13 protein-coding genes are annotated in these 17150 nt (G+C 64.2%); 6 read left to right on the top strand and 7 right to left on the bottom strand.

Annotated features, from left to right (window positions below):
- Nucleotides 1-26 precede the first annotated feature (26 nt).
- Both EAF64_RS14880 and EAF64_RS14875 read right to left on the bottom strand, forming a co-directional pair.
- Nucleotides 27-1001 (bottom strand): 5-oxoprolinase subunit C family protein, encoded by a 975-nt coding sequence (locus EAF64_RS14880; RefSeq protein ID WP_129069770.1) that lies wholly within the window; start codon nucleotides 999-1001, stop codon nucleotides 27-29.
- On the bottom strand, nucleotides 1001-1903 hold the full coding sequence (locus tag EAF64_RS14875; RefSeq protein WP_129069769.1) for a 5-oxoprolinase subunit B family protein: 903 nt from the start codon (nucleotides 1901-1903) through the stop codon (nucleotides 1001-1003). Before EAF64_RS14875 ends, EAF64_RS14880 begins: the two co-directional genes overlap by 1 nt.
- Before the next feature lie 135 nt (nucleotides 1904-2038).
- On the opposite strand from EAF64_RS14875, the gene EAF64_RS14870 reads away from it, so the two are divergent.
- Nucleotides 2039-3364 carry an aspartate aminotransferase family protein gene (locus EAF64_RS14870; RefSeq protein ID WP_129069768.1) on the top strand — a complete coding sequence of 442 codons (1326 nt, stop codon included), beginning with the start codon at nucleotides 2039-2041 and terminating at the stop codon, nucleotides 3362-3364.
- Between the two features lie 257 nt (nucleotides 3365-3621).
- Here EAF64_RS14870 and EAF64_RS14865 read toward each other — a convergent pair whose 3' ends face one another.
- Both EAF64_RS14865 and EAF64_RS14860 read right to left on the bottom strand, forming a co-directional pair.
- Nucleotides 3622-4383: a LamB/YcsF family protein gene (locus EAF64_RS14865; RefSeq protein ID WP_129069767.1), complete on the bottom strand. Its 762-nt coding sequence runs from the start codon at nucleotides 4381-4383 to the stop codon at nucleotides 3622-3624.
- A 95-nt stretch (nucleotides 4384-4478) separates the two neighbouring features.
- A complete protein-coding gene (locus tag EAF64_RS14860; RefSeq protein ID WP_129069766.1) occupies nucleotides 4479-5714 on the bottom strand; it encodes a Zn-dependent hydrolase in 1236 nt (411 codons plus the stop codon).
- Between the two features lie 90 nt (nucleotides 5715-5804).
- Here EAF64_RS14860 and EAF64_RS14855 point away from each other — a divergent pair, with 90 nt between their 5' ends.
- Nucleotides 5805-6599, top strand: a complete 795-nt coding sequence (locus EAF64_RS14855) for a hypothetical protein (RefSeq protein ID WP_129069765.1) — start codon at nucleotides 5805-5807, stop codon at nucleotides 6597-6599.
- Nucleotides 6600-6612: 13 nt separating this feature from the next.
- Here EAF64_RS14855 and EAF64_RS14850 read toward each other — a convergent pair whose 3' ends face one another.
- Nucleotides 6613-7368, bottom strand: coding sequence for an aspartate/glutamate racemase family protein (locus tag EAF64_RS14850; protein ID WP_193767706.1), 756 nt, complete (start codon nucleotides 7366-7368; stop codon nucleotides 6613-6615).
- Nucleotides 7369-7492: 124 nt separating this feature from the next.
- On the opposite strand from EAF64_RS14850, the gene EAF64_RS14845 reads away from it, so the two are divergent.
- A complete protein-coding gene (locus EAF64_RS14845) occupies nucleotides 7493-9583 on the top strand; it encodes a hydantoinase/oxoprolinase family protein (RefSeq protein ID WP_129069764.1) in 2091 nt (696 codons plus the stop codon).
- 5 nt (nucleotides 9584-9588) lie between these two features.
- Nucleotides 9589-11403 (top strand): hydantoinase B/oxoprolinase family protein, encoded by a 1815-nt coding sequence (locus EAF64_RS14840; RefSeq protein ID WP_129069763.1) that lies wholly within the window; start codon nucleotides 9589-9591, stop codon nucleotides 11401-11403.
- Between the two features lie 120 nt (nucleotides 11404-11523).
- Here the strand turns inward: EAF64_RS14840 and EAF64_RS14835 are convergent, their stop codons facing one another.
- Together EAF64_RS14835 and EAF64_RS14830 are read right to left on the bottom strand one after the other, a co-directional pair.
- On the bottom strand, nucleotides 11524-11943 hold the full coding sequence (locus EAF64_RS14835; RefSeq protein ID WP_129069762.1) for a DUF3830 family protein: 420 nt from the start codon (nucleotides 11941-11943) through the stop codon (nucleotides 11524-11526).
- 6 nt (nucleotides 11944-11949) lie between these two features.
- The gene (locus EAF64_RS14830; RefSeq protein WP_129069761.1) at nucleotides 11950-13803 is read right to left on the bottom strand and encodes a methyl-accepting chemotaxis protein; all 1854 of its coding nucleotides are present in this window, start codon (nucleotides 13801-13803) and stop codon (nucleotides 11950-11952) included.
- 406 nt (nucleotides 13804-14209) lie between these two features.
- Between EAF64_RS14830 and EAF64_RS14825 the strand changes: the two genes are divergently transcribed.
- Together EAF64_RS14825 and EAF64_RS14820 are read left to right on the top strand one after the other, a co-directional pair.
- Nucleotides 14210-15694, top strand: coding sequence for an amidase (locus EAF64_RS14825; RefSeq protein ID WP_193767705.1), 1485 nt, complete (start codon nucleotides 14210-14212; stop codon nucleotides 15692-15694).
- Nucleotides 15695-15761: 67 nt separating this feature from the next.
- A complete protein-coding gene (locus tag EAF64_RS14820; protein ID WP_129069759.1) occupies nucleotides 15762-17144 on the top strand; it encodes a dihydroorotase in 1383 nt (460 codons plus the stop codon).
- Nucleotides 17145-17150 lie beyond the last annotated feature (6 nt).

Here is a 17150-nt window from a genome sequence, read left to right as displayed (position 1 = left end):
GTGGAAGCGACGTCCAGCAGTCCGTATCAGCCCAGAAGTTCCTCGCGGAGCGCGTCGAGTTGGTCGTTCCAGGATTCCCTGATCGTGAGGGCCTCGTCGACAGAGACTGATTCGAACGTGACCGTCTCGTGGGAACGGCCCTGTGCCAGGGTGCCGCGGTCCGGACTGACGACGGTACCGACCGTGGCGTACCCGCCACCGGTGACGGCGTCGCGCATCAGGACGATCGGCTGGCCCGCCATCTGTATCGACCCGATCGGGTACCCGAGGTCGACGACGTTCGTCGGGTCCGTCCCCGCGCCGAAGGGCTGTTCACGTTCCTCGAAGAGATCCTGAATGTCGACGTCGGCGTCGAGCCGGTAACCGACTCGATCCGCCTCGTCGCTTATCTTCCACTGCGTGCCGAGCAGGACGTCCCTGCCTTCGTCGGTCAGGCGGTAGTCACACAGCCCCATCACGACGCGGATCGTGTCCTCGGAACCGTAGTCGGGTACCACGTCGTCGTCCACAGTCGCGCCCTCCTGGGCGTCGGCCGCTGGCTCGCCGACCGGGAGTTCGTCGCCTGCTTCGAGTGTCCGGCCCTCGTAGCCGCCGATTCCGATGAGCGTGTACGTCGCCCGGCTCTCCATCACTTGCTCGACGTCGACACCGCCGGCGACGGCGAGGTAGGCCCGTGCGCCCTCGGTGGCGAACTGGAACTCCAGGCTCTGACCGGCATCCACGCCGATCGCGGTCCAGGTGGACACTGCCTCGCCGTCGAGTGACGGTGACATGTCCGCCCCGCAGACGGCGATCAGCGCATCCTCCTCGAACTCCAGGGTCGGCCCGCTGTACGTCATCTCCAGGGTGGCCGCGTCGGCCTCGTTGCCGACCAGGAAGTTGGCGATACGATGAGCGTACTGGTCGACCGCACCTGACGGGGGCATACCGATGTGGTAGTTGCCGAAGCGTCCGGTGTCTTGGACCGTCGTCGAGAGACCACCTTCCTTGATTCGAAGCATCAGTCGAGCACCTCCGTGAGTTGCTGGGTGTAAGACTCCGGTCGCTCGAAGAACTCCTCGGGCTCGAAGTCGACAGTGCCAATGTCGTACCCGTACTCACCGGACTCGACTTCTTCGCGGATGCTGTCGTATTCGTCGCGGTCGATGCGCCGGAAGTTGATGATGTCGCCGGGGTTGGGAAGGACCATCGAGTCGGCGAAGGTGTCGAGTTCCTGCCCGACGTCGAGTACCTCGACCGGCGTTCGACCGAACAACTGGTAGCCACCGGCTCCCTGCACGGGGTAGATGGCGGTGAACGCACCGCCGAAGCCGACGGCGCGGCTCGGCGTCTCGGTGCGGGGCTGGACGTACTTCGGGACCTCGATCTGCTGGTCGCGCGGGACCATCTGGAAAGTCCACGGTAGCCCGGGGACGAACCCGACCATCGTGACCATATGCGGCGCACCGGCGTGGGCTTCGATGAACTCCTCGGGGCCGTCGAAGCCGTTGATGCGGGCGGAGTACTCCAGGTCGGTTGCGTCTGGGTCCTGATGGCGGTCCCGGAACTTCATCAGCGTCTCGTGTGTCCACGGGTCGTCGTACAACACCGGGATGTCGATGACACGTGCTTCCCAGGTGTACTCGGTGAGATCGATTTCGTCCTCGATGTCTCGGAGGTCCTCGATGAGGTCGTCCGGCTGAATCTGACCGGGGTCGAAATGGATGAGGTACGATGCGTTCGACGGGGCGACCTCGACGATGCCGGGGAGGTCCCGACCCCTGACCTCCTGTGTGATTGCCTGTGCTTTGAAGTTCGCGGTGAAGCTCATCGACTCCGCGAGCTCGACGAACACGTGATCGTCGGCCCCGTACTCGTATCGAGGTGACGGGAGCGACTGCCGCTCTATTCTTGATTCGCCCATTGACACGCATAGTATACTGTGATTACGATCATATAAGTACCGGTGGCTGTGACCCCCAGGGTGAGAAACTAGCTTTTTATATTTCGCGCCACTTGCAGTTTGTACACGTTGGTCACACCGACCGGATGAATCCACATGTCTGAACAGACCAGACCCCCGCTCAGCAACCAGGACGTCGAATCAAGCTACGACGAGTACATGATGCCGATCTGGAAGTCACTCGACGTACCGATAAAACGAGCCGAAGGCTGTTACGTCGAGGACTACGACGGCAACGAATATCTCGACGTGTTCTCGGGTATCTCCGTGACGAACGCGGGCCACGGACACGAGGAGATGGTCGACGCCGCCCACGAACAACTCGACGAGTACATCCACGGCTGCTCCTACCTCCACCCCAGCAAACCCGTCTCCGACCTCGCGGAGAAACTCGCCGAGGTGACCCCCGGCGACCTCAAGAAGTCCTTCTTCTGTAACTCGGGCACCGAGGCCGTCGAGGGGGCGGTCAAACTCGCCCGGAAGTACACCGGGAGCAAAGAGATCGTCGCGCTGGAGATGGGCTTTCACGGCCGGACGCTCGGCAGCCTCGCGCTGACGGGCAACAAAAGCTACAAATCGGAGATGGCTCCGACTCTCAACGACGTCGCTCACGCCGCCCCGCCCTACGCGTACCGTTGTCAGATGTGTGACGGCGGACCGTGTTCGACCGCCTGCGCGGACGATATCGAACGGGTCATCGACACTCACACCGCCGACGACCTCGCAGCGGTCGTGGTCGAACCCGTCATGGGCGAGGCCGGGCTGGTTACGCCGCCGGAGGGCTGGCTCTCGAAGGTGCAGTCGGCCGCCCACGAGCGGGATGCGCTGCTCATCGTCGACGAGGTGCAGACCGGCTACGGCCGCACCGGTGAGATGTGGGGCGTCGATCACTACGGTGTGGTCCCTGACATTATGCCACAGGCGAAAGGTATCGCCAACGGGCTCCCGCTGGGTGCGTTCACCGCTCGCGAGGAGGTTGCCGACGCCTTCGAATCCGGGGACCACCTCTCGACGTTCGGCGGCAACCCCGTTGCATGTGCTGCTGCCGGCGCGACCATCGACGCGCTCCAGGGGGGTATCGTCGACAACGCCCGCGAACAGGGGGAGTGGCTCGGTGAGGAACTGAACGCGCTCGAGTCCGAATACGACGTCGTCGGTGAGGCCCGCGGCCTCGGATTGATGCGTGGGCTCGAACTCGTGCATCCGGACGGCGACACCGGACCGATGGACGTCGCGTCGGAGCCGGCGCCGAAACTCGCGAAGAAGGTCAACGACCACCTCCGGGAGGAACAGATCATCATGGGCCTCGGCGGCTTCCACAAGAACGTGATGCGGTTCCAGCCACCACTGACCATCTCGCAGGCTCAACTCGAAGAGAGCGTCGAGGCGCTCCGCGACGCGTTCGACGCGGTTAGTGCGTAGGTCTCGTACGGATCACTGGAGAACGCTGCTGGATCGACCGCACGCCATCGTTCGGCCGTTGCCGCCGTCCGTCGCGGGCGGACTGCTGTCCGCTATCTCCATATCGACCGCCCGAAGGCGGGCGGTCGACCGGGGTACAGTGACGACATCTCGTCTCAGGGAGTTCTCGTAACCAGCCGAACGCTCGTGGACGGGCGATGACGACGCCGTTCCGAGTCCCCGATCGGCCCGTGTCTCAGTTCGTACGAGTACCCCTCTCAGGCGATTTCCGACAGCGGTGCCGTCTCGATCCCGTGGTCGTCTGCTGCGTCCTGTATTGCCTCGAGGAGTTCGACCGGGTTGGGGCCATCGCCGTGGATGCAGATGCTCTCGGCGGGGACGTCTATCGTCTCGCCGTTCGCGGCCTCGACCTGCCCTTCGGTGGCGATGTCGACGAACCGCTCGGCGACGAGGTCCGGGTCGCGGCTGTCTTTCTCCTGTTCGATGATGAGACTCCGGTCGGCATTGTACTCGAGATCGACGTACCCCTCGAAGATGGCGCGCAGGTCGTCGTACTCCTCGGTCACTTCGTAAATGTTGCTGTCGGTCGCGAGGTAGACGAGGTCGTCGTCGACTTCTAGGATCGCCTCCATGACCGCCCGCGCGTGGTCGGGGCTCTCCGAGAGCATCGAGTACATCGCCCCGTGGGGCTTGACGTGTTGGAAGGTAACGTCGTGGCATTCGGCGACCGCCCGGAGCGCGCCGAGTTGGTAGACGACGTAGTCACGCACCTCCGCGGGTGTCGCGTCCATCGTTCGCCGGCCGAACCCCATGATGTCCGGCAGCCCGGGATGGATGCCGACATTGACGCCGTGTTCGGCGGCGAGTGCGACCGTCTCGTCCATGACATGCGGGTCACCGGCGTGGAAACCACCAGCGATGTTCGCCGACGTTATGTAGGGCATCACCGCCGCGTCGTTACCCATCGTGTAGTTGCCGAAACTCTCACCCATGTCGCAGTTGATGTCGATCACGACCATGCCATACGGTTGCGATTCTACCGAATTATATATTACGACGGTAACCGGTCGGTCTGACGAGGGCCGGTCGTAGTACACGGCACCAGCAGTCCGTTTCACTCCACCGTTGACAGATCGAAGACGGCGTTCCCGAGCGTACTCGCCGCACTGTAGCAGTCCTCCCAGCTGGTGAACTCCGACTCGGTATGGCTCTTCCCGTCCTCACTGACGGCGAAGACCATCCCCGTATCCATGAGATCGGTGGCGTGCTGGATGTCGTGGACGCCGCCACTGAAAATACGCATGCTGTCCAATTCCTGACTGTCGGCGGCTCCCTGTACTGCGTCAACACACCGGTCCGAGAAGTGGACCGGATCGACGTCCATCCGGTCCTCGAACTCCCATTCGATCCCCTCTCGCTCGGCTGCGGCTGCCGCCTCCTCGAGCGTCCGATCCCTGGCGTCGGCGATGACCGTCGCGTCTGGGTCCCGGAAGCCCCACGTGACGGTCACTTCCTCGGGAATGATGTTGATCGAGTTGGGCTGGACGTCGACGTAACCCGCGGTACCGACCGTATCGTCGCCGCTGGTCGTGGCGATCCGCCGCACCTGAGTGATGAAATCGGCAGCCGCCACCATGGCGTCGCTACGGCGGTGCATCGGCGTCGCACCGGAGTGGTTCGACTCGCCGTAGAAGGTGACCTCTCCCCAAGAGATTCCGACGATTCCGGTCACAACACCGACATCTTTCCCCTTCTCTTCGAGATACGGCCCTTGCTCGACGTGTAGCTCCAGCGCCGCGTCGTAGTCGTGGGTCGGTTCGGCGGGCGCGTCGCCCCGATAGCCGATCCGTTCGAGTTCGGATTTGACGCTGACGCCGTCGTCGTCGGTCTTTGCCCACTCGGTCTCGATGTCGTGAGCGCCCGCCCAGACACCCGACCCCTGCATCGCGGGCTGGAACCGCGACCCCTCTTCGTTGGTCCAGTTGACCACTTCGATGGGGTGGGCCGTCTCGATATCTTCGTCGTTCAGCGTCCGGACCAGTTCCAGGGCGGCAACTACGCCGAGGGCACCGTCGTAGATACCGCCGTATGGCTGGGAGTCGAGGTGTGACCCGACCAGTATCGTCCCGGCTTCGGGATCCGTCCCGGGACGTCGTCCGAACATGTTGCCGAACTCGTCGACACGGGTCTCCAGCCCCGCTGCATCCATCTGCTCTTGGAACCAGTCCCGAACCTGCTTGTCCTCGTCGGAAAGCGCCAGGCGGTGGAGACCACCGGCGTCCGTTCCGCCGATGTCGGCCTGCGTTTGCATCGCTGTCACGAATCGTTCCCTGTCGAGTGAGACTGCCATGCGAGTCCAAACGGCGTGCGGGATAGTAAAAACTCGGTAGCATGCTCCTACCGGGTAAAGAAATATGGGATATTACACCTTACTGGGAATATGTCCCGCCGGACCGTCGTCGCCGTCGCCTGTGTCTGTTTGCTGGCTGGCTGCGGGCAGTGGACGCCGCTCGGTTCATCGACGCCGGAGCCGCTGACGACGGTTTCGTCCGATGGGCTGACGGGCGAACGGCAGTGGCTCGCCGACGGGAACGTGAGACCGGACGTGCTCGCGTATACCCACGGTCGTACGCTCGGCACGACGAACTACACGATGCGTGTCGAGCAGGTCATCCAGCGGGCCGACGGGAGCCGCCTCCGTCGGAGTCTCACCTACCGGGAGGTCGGCCCCGGAGAGTACCGCGGCTACGTACAGTACAACACGAGTGTCCCCGCTCTCCAAGAGTTCGGGACTGTCGGGTACTGGCACAATGGCACCCACACCGCGACTCGGTTCAATACCCGGCTCCGGCCGATGCGTGAGGGTATCTGGCGGACCGACAGCCCCGGCCCGGTGTCGGACCTCGCGTACAGCGATACGCTCGGGAGGCTTCTCGTTGCCTCGGGCGCGAACCTCGACGGAAGCTCGGATGCCGATCCGGTTGTCCTGTCGGGCACACGCACGGAGCCCCCGCGGGCGTTCGGGGTCCCCGAGCAGTTGACTGCCGTCGGGAACGTCTCCGGACAGTTCCGTGTCCGACCGGACGGAGTCGTCGTCGACTGGCGGCTCACGTACGAGGCGACGTTCCAGGGTGACCGCGTCCGTGTCCGGCAGACCGGGCAGTTCCGTGGCATCGGCAACACGGTGATAGAGCGGCCGCCCTGGGTCGAGACCGCCTCGAAACTGGACACGTGACCCCGCCGGAGTGCTAGTCGTCCCCGGCGTCCGCGTCGAAGTGGAACTTCTGGGGATACCCCGTCTGCTCCTTTGGCTCGGGCTGTTTGTAGGTCATAACCTTGCTCGTCGCCTTGCCGAGACGGACCATCCCCTCAGTGATGACGCCGGCGGCGGCGACGCTGTCGATGACTGGCACGGGGAGGCGCTCTTCTAGCGGTTCGTCGAGTCCACCCATCCCGGCACACCCGAGACAGATCGCCTCGGCACCGTCCTCTTCGACCGCACGTTTGGCTGCGTCGTACAGTGCCTCGGTTGCTGCGTCCCGGGTCTCCTCGGTTTCGACCACGGTGAGGTCGGTACACCGGACGGACGCACACTGACCCCACAGCCCGGTCGTCCTGACGCGGTCTTCGATGAAGTCCCGTGCGCGCGGAAGGATCGTCGCGACCGAGAACTGCGCCCCGAGCATGTTGGCGACGTACATCGAGGCCTCGGCGATGCCGACCACCGGCTTCTCGGTCACCTCCCGGCAGGCGTCGATGCCGGGGTCACCCCAGCAGGAGTTGATGAACGCGTCGAACTCCGCCTCGTCGTCTATGATCTCCTCGAGAACACCCGGGACTGCGAGGAAGTCGTCGTAGTACGATTCGATGCTGATCGGCCCTCTTTCCGGGGAGACGGCCTCGACCTCCACGTCGTCGCTGGTGTATCGCCGCACCTGGTGGCCGATGTTCTCGGTCATCTCGAGCGTCGTGTTCGGATTGATCGCCTTGATCCGTATCGTCATATGTGACTCGTCTCGATGTCTCTCCTGGAAGCTGTTAACTGTTAACGAGTCGAAGTAGCCGACGGTGTGTCACTGGTTCCCGTTACCAAAACCGTAATTATCGAGCCGTGAGATGGTATCGGCAATGAAGATCCTAGGTATCGATATCGGTGGAACGTTCACCGATCTCTACCTCGTCGACAACGTCGAGAACGAGCAGACGATACACAAGGTGAGCACGACACCCGAAGACCCCTCGACGGGTGCGTTGACCGGTATCACCGAACTCTGCGAGGCAACCGGGACCGCGCCCGGGGCGATAGACTACGTTCTGCACGGGACGACTATCGCGACGAACGCGGTGCTCGAGTCCGACGGCGTCGAGACGGGGATGCTCACCACCGAGAACTATCGTGATATCACCCACATCGGGCGACATCAGCGTCCACAGAACTATTCGATACAGCAGGAGATCCCGTGGCAGGACGACCCGCTGGTCGAACGACGCCACCGGAAGACGGTTCCGGAGCGTATTGTCCCTCCGGACGGCGAGGTGGAGGTGCCGCTAGACGAAGCGGCGGTCGAGGAGGCCGCGACGGAACTCAGAGCCGACGGAGTCGATGCGGTCGCGATCTGTTTTCTGTTCTCGTATCTCGAGGCCGAACACGAGCAGCGGGCCAGAGAGATCGTCGAAGCGGTCCACCCGGACGCCTACGTGACGACGTCGAGTTCGGTCCACCCGCAGTTCCGCGAGTTCGAGCGGTTCACGACGACCGCGATGAACGCCTTCATTGGACCGCCAGTGACCGACTACATGAGTCGGTTCAAGCGCAAACTCGCCGACGCCGGGGTCGACGCCGAACTCCACATCATGCAGTCAAACGGCGGTATCGCGACGGAGGAACTCGTCGCGGAAAAACCGGTTTCGCTACTGTTCTCCGGACCGGCGGCCGGCATTCTGGGCGGCAAATGGCGGAGCGGTGCGAACACGCCGGATCGTGAGGCGAACAACACCATCACACTCGACGTGGGAGGAACGAGCGCCGACATCGGGATTGTCGCCGACGACGAGATCGTGGAGGCCAACGTCAGGGAGACCGAGATCGGGGGGTATCCGGTGATGATTCCGATGATCGACATCGAGACGATCGGGGCCGGCGGGGGCTCCATCGCCTACGTCGACCAGGGCGGGGCGTTCCGCGTCGGCCCGCGCTCGGCCGGGGCGATGCCGGGACCGGTATGTTACGACCGCGGCGGTACCGAACCGACGGTGACTGACGCACACGTCACGCTCGGCCGCATCCGTGAGGAGTTCTTCCTCGGCGGCGAGATGCGCCTCGACGCCGGGGGGGCCGCAGATGCGGTCGAAGCGTCACTCGCCGATCCACTGGAGATGGACTCGGTCGAAGCCGCGCTGGGGGTACTCGATATCGTCAACAACAACATGGCAAACGCAATCCGGTCGAAGACGGTCCAGAAGGGGCGCGACCCCGGGAAGTTCACGCTGGTCGCCTTCGGCGGCGCGGGGCCGATGCACGCCGCGGACGTCGCGCGCGAACTCGGCGTCGAACGGACGCTCGTTCCGAGCAACCCGGGCGTGCTCTCGGCGGTTGGACTCTCCACGACCGACCTCCAGTACGACTACATCAGCACGGAGTTCACGCTCGTGGCCGACGCCGACCACGATGAGATACAGGCGGCCTACGGGGAGTTGGTCGAGCAGGCCCGAACGCGGTTGCGCGCGGATGGCATCGACGCCACCGAGGCGATGACCATCGAGATGACTGCGGACTGCCGGTACGAGGGACAGGGGTACGAGCTGAACATCCCCGTCGGAGCAGACGGCTCGCTGGACTCTCTGTCGACGATACGGGAGCGATTCGACCGCGCCCACGCAGCGGAGTTTGGCCACAGCTTCGCCGACAACGCTGTCGAGATCGTCAACGAGCGTGTAACCGGCTACGGAGAGCTTCCGTCCTCGGAGCTCGTCGCCGTACCCGAGAAAGCCCACGATGTCGAGCGACACGCCCTCGCCGAGGAGACAGTCCAGTTCCGCGTCGACGGGGAGACCGAAAGCCGACAGACTCCGTTCTACGACCGCCGCGACCTCCGGACCGGACACGTCGTCGATGGTCCGGCAATCGTCGGGGAGAAGGATTCGACCATCATCGTGCCCCCGGACTTCGAGGGACGAGTCCGGGAGTACGGCGACATCGAACTCGTCCATATGGAGTGATACAGATGACCGATAGCCACACCACCACGACCGTCCGCGACCAGACCAGTGCGCTCACCGACGTTGACGACCCCGAATCGGCGATAGATCCGGTCAAGCAGCGGGTCATCGGCGGGAGTTTAGTGAACGTCTGCGATGAGATGGGGCACAAGCTCACCCGGATGTCCTACTCCTCGATCATCCGGGAGTCGGAGGACTTCGGCTGTGCCCTGCTCGATGAACGGGCACGGCAGATAGCCGAGACGGACAGCACGCCTCTCCAGATGGGGCCGATTCCGGCCTACGTCAGTGGCGTCATCGAACTGTTCGAGGAGCGCGGCGAGACCTTCGCGGAAGGCGACGTGATACTCCACAACGATCCCTACTACGGCGCGAGCCACGCCCCCGACTTCGCCGTCGTCGTCCCGGTGTTCCACGACGACGACCTCACCGCTTTCTCGGTTACGACAGCCCACCACCTCGACGTGGGTGCCGACAAGCCAGGGACCTGTATCATCGACACCGTCGACGCCTACAGCGAGTCCGTCAGACTCGATGCGCTGAAGATAATCGAGAGCGGGACGCGAAACGACACCGCCTGGCAGCTCATCGAGGACAACATCCGTGTGCCGGACATGGTGATGGGCGACATCGAGGCGCAGATTTCCGCGGCTCAGGCCGGTGCCAACCGCCTGCAGGACCTGTTTGACGAGTTCGGACACGACACCGTCAAGCTCGCCGGACAGGCGACGATGAGCTACTCCGAACGGATGCTCCGTGAGGAGATCTCGGAGCTGCCCGACGGGACCTACTCCGCGGAGGGGTACATCGACGGCTACCTCGACTCCGACGACGAGAGCGAGCGGGACCTGCTGTTGGCTGTCGACCTGGAAGTCGACGGGTCGGACATCCGCGTCGACCTGTCCCGTTGTGCCGCGCAGGTCGACGGGCGGCCGATAAACATGCCGTTCGAGGGGACGGTCGTGCCGGCGGTGTTGCTCGTGATTCGCTCGACACTGCTCGATACCGAGGAGTTCGAGCTCGTTCCGCAGAACCACGGTATCACTCGCCCGGTACACGTCCACGCCCCGGAGGGGAGTATCGTCAATCCCCGGTTCCCTGCGCCGACCATCGCACGGTTCGGCCCGGGAAACCGGCTGGCCGACCTCACTCTGAAAGCACTGGCGGACGTCGTCCCCGAGAAGACAGCCGCGGGCATCGGGAACCTGAAAATCTGCACGTACAGTGGGGTCACCGACGATGACGAGTACTGGGTCTACATGGACATCACGTCCGGAAGCTACGGTGCACGGCCGACCAGTGACGGACTCGACGCGACGGATACGCTCTACGCGAACACCCGGAACAACCCGATCGAGGACATCGAGAGTCACTATCCGCTCCGGGTCAATCGCTACGAACTGCGGGAGGACGCCGAGGGAGCGGGCCGGCAGCGCGGCGGCATCGGTGCGATTCGGGAGATGGAGTTCCAGACACCGGGTCGTGTCTCCATCGAGGGCGAAGGTAGCAAGTACGCTCCGTGGGGCTTCGACGGCGGGGAGGACGGCACGCCGGGCGCAGTCGTCGTCGAGGACGAGATCGACGAGTCGACGCCCCGCTCGAAGATGTCGAACAAGGAGATGGACGAAGGGCAGTACCTCCGGACAGTCGGTCCCTGTGGCGGCGGCTGGGGTGACCCCGAAGAGCGCGACCCCGAAGCCGTCCGTCAGGACGTACTGGACGACCTGATCAGCCGCGAGCGTGCCGAACGCGTCTACGGCGTCATCGTGACCGACGATCTCGAAGTCGACGAGGAGGCGACCGCGGAGCGGCGTCGCTGATGCACCGGAACGCACTGGAAACTGCGGAGGATCGGGATCAGATGGATTGCTGTCACTGTGTCCCGCGACGACCGCCCGAAGGCGGGCGATCGCTGCGGAACTGACGTACAGCAGTCAGTCTCAATCGACGATCCGGACCGTGACGTCGAGTGCGCCGTCCTGCAGTGTCCGCTCTTCGAGTTCGGCTAGCGTCTCGCGGGGCGTATCGAGCGTCGCGAAGTGATTGCCGGCGAGTTCGCCGGCGGGACTCTTGAAACAGGTGGGACCACAGGGAACGAGAATCTCCTGTTCGTTTCGGTAGCCCGGATACAGTAGCAGGTCCCCACAGGAGGGGTAGACGGTGTGGTTCTCGCGGGGAATCTCCGGGAGGTCGATCTCGTCGATGTTGATCCAGGTGGCGTGGCCGCTCCACCGGACGTGCAGCAGTTCAGACTCCAGGGGCAGAAACTCCCGAACAGCCGCGACGGATTCGGGTGCTGCATCGGGGAGCAGCTTTGCGGTCAGTACTGTATCCTCGATGGCGAGTTCGAGTTCACTCACACCACTTCATTCCGGGCCGTGGGTCTTCTGTGTATCGCTCGTCGAGAGCGCGTGGACGCGCTCGGCCAGTTCCAGAACCGCCTGCTCTTGCCGGTTGGCCTCCGCCACGACCTCTTCGGTCGTCGTGGATATCTCGCGGGCACCCTCTCGCACCTCGTCGACGGTCGCGGCCACCTCTTGGACAGTCGCAGCCTGCTCGTCGTTGGCCTCGGCGACCTCGTTGATCCCGGCAGTGCCCTCCTCGACTTTCTCCGCGATCGTTCGAAGCGCCGCGGCGGCATCGTCGAGTTCGCGCTCGGCAGTTTGAATCCGTGCGTGTGATTGTTCGACCTCCTCGACGGTCTCGGCCGTCTGACTCTGGACAGTCGCGATCCGGTCGGCGATCTGTTCGGTGTGTTCCTGGGTCTCGGTGGCGAGCTGTTTGACCTCGTCGGCGACGACGGCAAACCCCGAGCCGGCGTCGCCGGCGCGGGCAGCCTCGATGTTGGCGTTGAGCGCGAGGATGTTGGTCTGATCGGCCACGTCGGAGATGACGTCTGCCACCTCCCCGATTTCGTCCATGTACCTATCGAGGTCCTCGACCGTCTCGACGAGGTCGTCGGACATCGCCCGCACCTCGTCCATCGCCGAACGGGCGTCCTCGCTCGACACGACGCCGCGTTCGGCCTCCTCGTAGGCAACGTCGACGGCGTCGGCGACCTGGCTGGAACTGGCGGCGACTTCCTCCATCGTCGCCGAGAAGTCCTCCATCTCGTTGGCCACCGAATCCAGTGAACTGCTCTGCTCCGCAGTCTCGTCGTTGATGCTCCGCATGCTCTGGGTCGCTCGGTCGATCGACGCCTCCAGTTCGTCGGTTTTCTCGCCGACGCGTCTGACCAGTTGCTCGAAACTCGCGGCCATCTCGTTGATGTCGTGGTTCACGTCGAGTAGCTCCCCTTCGACGACGCCGTACTCGTCCTCGTAGTCGACGCGTGCGGAAAGATCCCCGTCCCCGATGTCGTCCAGCGTGTCGCTTACTTCCGCGACGAGTTCGGTCACGCTCTGCTGGTAGTGGACCTCCTCGGTTCGATCCTGTGTGAGCTCGAACACCGCCTTCAGCTCGTCGTTACGGTCGAAGATGGGGACGGCAACGAACTCGATGTGCGTCTCCTCGCCCTGTGTGTTGGTCGACACGGCCGAGTCCTGGTAGACGATATGATCCGTGTACTCGTTGTCCGTGTCGACGCGGTCGACGTCCCACTCCGCAGTGGCGTCACGGGGGTTCTCGGCGACTTTGTCGGCGAGCGTGTAATGCCGGCTCCCGTCGGAGTACGTCGCCGCAGCCAGGGTGTCCCGACAGTCGCCCCCGAGAAAGTCGCGGTGGTCGTCGCGGAGCCCGAGCAGTCGGTTCTGACCGATGTTGTACTGGAGCATGGTGTTGTCGTCGTCGATGAGATAGGTGGGGTGCGGAATCGACTCGAACACCTCCTCCATGGTGAGTTCCTCGCCGTACTCGTCCACTTCGAGTGGCGCGACCTCGGCGTCGTCGAACTCGTCGACACCGACCATCATGTCGACCATCGCCGAGCGCAACCCCGTCAGAATGTCGGCCTCCGCGTCGTCGGTCTCGGCGTGCACGTCGTCGAGTGCGTCGGCGACGATCGTCTCGAAACAGGACATGAAACTCCCGACGAACGATGACGCCGGCACGTCCGCAGCGGCGTGTTTACGCGCAATCGACGCCACACGGTTCGCGCGGTCGGCGTCCTTCTGCCGCGAAAGTGTCTGAGAGAGGATGCGTGCCTGTGGAGCAGTCAGTTCGTTGCTGGGCTGGTCGCCGTAGGCCCGCTCGATGTCGGGTACCCTGACTTGGAGTTCCACAGCCCCGTCAGTCGCGTCTGTCGAAAAACGAGACGCAGTTCCTTCTTCGAATCCAACGGCCGTTTTGGCACGCGTCCGCCGCGTAGTACTCACGTCGACCGACTCCTTGTCGGGTACGGAACTGGGGTGGCTCATAGCTATTATGAAGTTCCCTGCCCCGTCGTTCCTACCGGAGCGTAATAATCCTACCTCAAATTATCGCAAATGAAAATACGCCACCGGATTCGTGATATCGACGGCCGATAGGCACGTTCGTCTAAATCCAGGATGGCCGGTCAGCCTGGGAGAACTGCGCCCCCATCCTCGACTCCTCGGCGTGGCCACGACGAGCAGTCACCGAGTGTGCTGCTCTGAACGCTTCCAGTTGAGGGTTGGATTTACAATGAAACCCCCCGCCAGGGTACGTATGGTCGACGAACAGCGCCCCACTACGGATACAGTCGCATCGCTAGCGGCCCGCGTCGGCATCGAGACGACGCCTCACCGTTGCGAGGAGATACGCGCCGCGATCAGCGCTGGTCTCGACGGATACGCCGCTCTGCTAGATTGTGACGGTGAGTGGGTACCAGCAGCAGACCGCGAGTTAGGCGTCACCCGCGACCCGGACGGTGCCGCCGACCCGGACAACGCGTTCATCAGCCGCTTCGAGTTGGGTGGCGGGGAGGGTCCGGTCGCCGATCTCATCCTCGGCGTAAAGGACAACATCGCCGTCGCTGGCGCTCCACTGACCTGCGGATCGGCGGTCTTCGAGGCTGCCGTGCCAGGACGGGACGCGGCCGTCGTCGATCGACTGCTCGCCGCTGGCGCGACTGTGATCGGGAAGACGAACATGGACGAGATGGCGTACGCCCCCACCGGCGAGACGAGCGCGTTCGGTCCGGCCCGGAACCCCATTGCCGACGGGCGGGTCACTGGCGGCTCCTCGTCAGGCAGTGCCGCAGCAGTCGCCGGCGGGCACGTCGACGCCGCGCTCGGCACGGACACTGGCGGCAGCGTCCGTATCCCGGCGGCGTTCTGTGGTCTCGTTGGGGTAAAACCCAGCTGGGGTCTGGTACCACAGGAGGGTGTTGTCGAACTCGCCCACACGCTCGACCACGTCGGCACCCTCGCGCCCGACGTCGGCACTGCCGCGCGCGTCCTCGACGTGATTGCCGACGGTGACGAGTCCGTCGCCGCCGCCGTCGCAGACCCGCCTGCGCTCGACGAACTCAGCGTCGGCATCGTCCAGGAACTGTTTGGCGACTGCGTGTCGTCCACGGTGAGACGGACTGTCCGCGACCGCATCGACGGGATGGCCGACGCTGGCGCGACGGTACAGGAGGTGTCCGTCCCGCTGGTCGACAGTGCAGTCGAGATGTGGAACGCCATCGTCAACGTCGAGTTCTCCCGGTTCCTCGCCGCGCGGGCAACGCCACTGTTTCGCCGCGAGGCGGTCGATCCCCACTGGCACCGCGACGCCGTCGCCGGTCTGCACGACCCCGACTGCTCGTTCGGACGCGTGGTCCAGCGCAAGGCCGTGGAGGGCGCGTACCTCCTCGCGGAGGCAGATGGCGGCCACTACGTCTCCGCCCGTAACGGCTGTCGGGCGCTAGCCGACCAGTTCGACGCTGCCCTGACGAAGTGTGACGTACTCGTCGGCCCGACGATGGCGACCGAACCCATCGAACGCGGGGCCTGGGATCCGGATAGCTACTCCAGTGGCGGCGAGGATGCGGTTCCGCCGCTGGCGGTCAACACACGTCCGGCGAACCTCGCCGGTCTGCCCGCCGTCAGCGTGCCAGCCGGCCGGCCTGACACGGCTCCGATCGGTCTCCAGTTTGTCGGTGCCGCTGGCGAGGATGCGACGGTCCTGGCCGCGGCGGCGGCCTTCGAGCGATACCGTGACGACTGACCCGCACGGTCGCGGCGACAGCCGTTATGAGGCCAGCTTTAAGATGGTATCCGACAGTAGGTAATACGTGCCAATCGATACGGCGATTACTGGCGGGACAGTGGTTACCAGCGAGCGAACGTACGAGGCGAGCGTTGGCATCGACGACGGGGAAATTGTCGCCGTCGGTGCGGAATCTTCGCTTCCCGAGGCCGAGGAGACGGTCGACGCGTCGGGCCAACTGGTTATGCCGGGAGCCGTCGACGTCCACGTTCACATCGACGACCAGTTCTCGGAAGACTCCTACCGGAGTGCGACGAGTGCAGCGGCGGTCGGCGGTACGACGACGTACGTCGACTTCGCCTGGCAGGCCTGGACCGGCGACATGAGCCTCTTCGAGGAAGAAGGGACCCTCATGGAGGGCATCGAACGCAAGAAGGAGAAGGGCAGTGACGCGCTCGTCGACTTCGGACTCCACGGTGCCATTACCCGAGAGGACCCCGCGGTTTTCGAGGAGATCCCGGAAGCGATCGAGGCCGGAGTCCCGACGTTCAAGATGTTCACCGCGTACGAGATCGGGCTGAGCAACGGCTTCATGAATCGCGCGATGAAAGAGATCGGTGCGGCCGACGGCGTCGGTGTCTTCCACACCGAGGACGATTCGGTCTGTCAGTCACTGGTCGAGCAGCGTAAGGCCGAGGGACAGACCGACGCGACGCACTTCCCAGGGTCCCGGCCCGACTACGCGGAGGCGATGGCCGCTGAGGACGCCGCGCGGATGGCCGTCGAGGCCGGGATGCAGTACTACGGCATCCACACCTCCTGCCGGAAGGCTGCCGACATCCTCGAGTACTTCGAAGAGGAGTACGGCAGCGAACTCCTCCGCGCGGAGACCTGCCTGCACTACACGACACTCGACGATTCCGTATACGCCGAACAGGGGAACCGTCCAGTCATCCAGCCGCCGATTCGATCGGAAGACGACGTAGAGGCGATGTTCGAACACCTCGAGGACGGTGTTCTGAGCGTCGTCTCGACGGACCACTGCGCGTACACGCTCGACCAGAAGGAAGGCGGTGCGTGGTGGGAAATCAACCCCGGTGCGAACGGCCTTCAGAGCTGTCTGCCAGTCTTCTACGACGAGGCGGTCAACCGGCGCGGTTACGACCCCTCTTTCGTGGTGGAACTGCTCGCCACCAACCCCGCAGAGACCTTTGGAATGCCGGAGAAGGGGACGCTCGACCCCGGTACCGACGCCGACATCGTCGTCTTCGACCCCGAGGAGACGTTCACCGTCACCGCCGAGGACAACGAGAGCGTCGCCGATTACACGATATACGAGGGCCGCGAGGTGACCGGCCGGCCGACGAAGACGTACGTCCGCGGGGAACTCGTGGCGGACGACGGTGAAGTCGTCGGGGAGCCGGGCCACGGCGAGTTCCTCGAACGAGACTGCCCGGACTGGGACTGAAGAGGG

The organism is Halorientalis pallida (assembly GCF_004118325.1).
Lineage (GTDB): Archaea > Halobacteriota > Halobacteria > Halobacteriales > Haloarculaceae > Halorientalis > Halorientalis pallida.
Note: the sequence above shows the minus strand (reverse complement) of the source record. Positions and strands in the feature narration are given on the sequence as shown.

Excerpts from the sequence above, each read along its gene's own strand:
- EAF64_RS14880 (WP_129069770.1), bottom strand. The coding sequence starts at position 1,001 with ATGCTTCGAATCAAGGAAGGTGGTCTCTCGACGACGGTCCAAGACACC.
- EAF64_RS14875 (WP_129069769.1), bottom strand. The coding sequence starts at position 1,903 with ATGGGCGAATCAAGAATAGAGCGGCAGTCGCTCCCGTCACCTCGATAC.
- EAF64_RS14870 (WP_129069768.1), top strand. The coding sequence starts at position 2,039 with ATGTCTGAACAGACCAGACCCCCGCTCAGCAACCAGGACGTCGAATCA.
- EAF64_RS14865 (WP_129069767.1), bottom strand. The coding sequence starts at position 4,383 with ATGGTCGTGATCGACATCAACTGCGACATGGGTGAGAGTTTCGGCAAC.
- EAF64_RS14860 (WP_129069766.1), bottom strand. The coding sequence starts at position 5,714 with ATGGCAGTCTCACTCGACAGGGAACGATTCGTGACAGCGATGCAAACG.
- EAF64_RS14855 (WP_129069765.1), top strand. The coding sequence starts at position 5,805 with ATGTCCCGCCGGACCGTCGTCGCCGTCGCCTGTGTCTGTTTGCTGGCT.
- EAF64_RS14850 (WP_193767706.1), bottom strand. The coding sequence starts at position 7,368 with ATGACGATACGGATCAAGGCGATCAATCCGAACACGACGCTCGAGATG.
- EAF64_RS14845 (WP_129069764.1), top strand. The coding sequence starts at position 7,493 with ATGAAGATCCTAGGTATCGATATCGGTGGAACGTTCACCGATCTCTAC.
- EAF64_RS14840 (WP_129069763.1), top strand. The coding sequence starts at position 9,589 with ATGACCGATAGCCACACCACCACGACCGTCCGCGACCAGACCAGTGCG.
- EAF64_RS14825 (WP_193767705.1), top strand. The coding sequence starts at position 14,210 with ATGGTCGACGAACAGCGCCCCACTACGGATACAGTCGCATCGCTAGCG.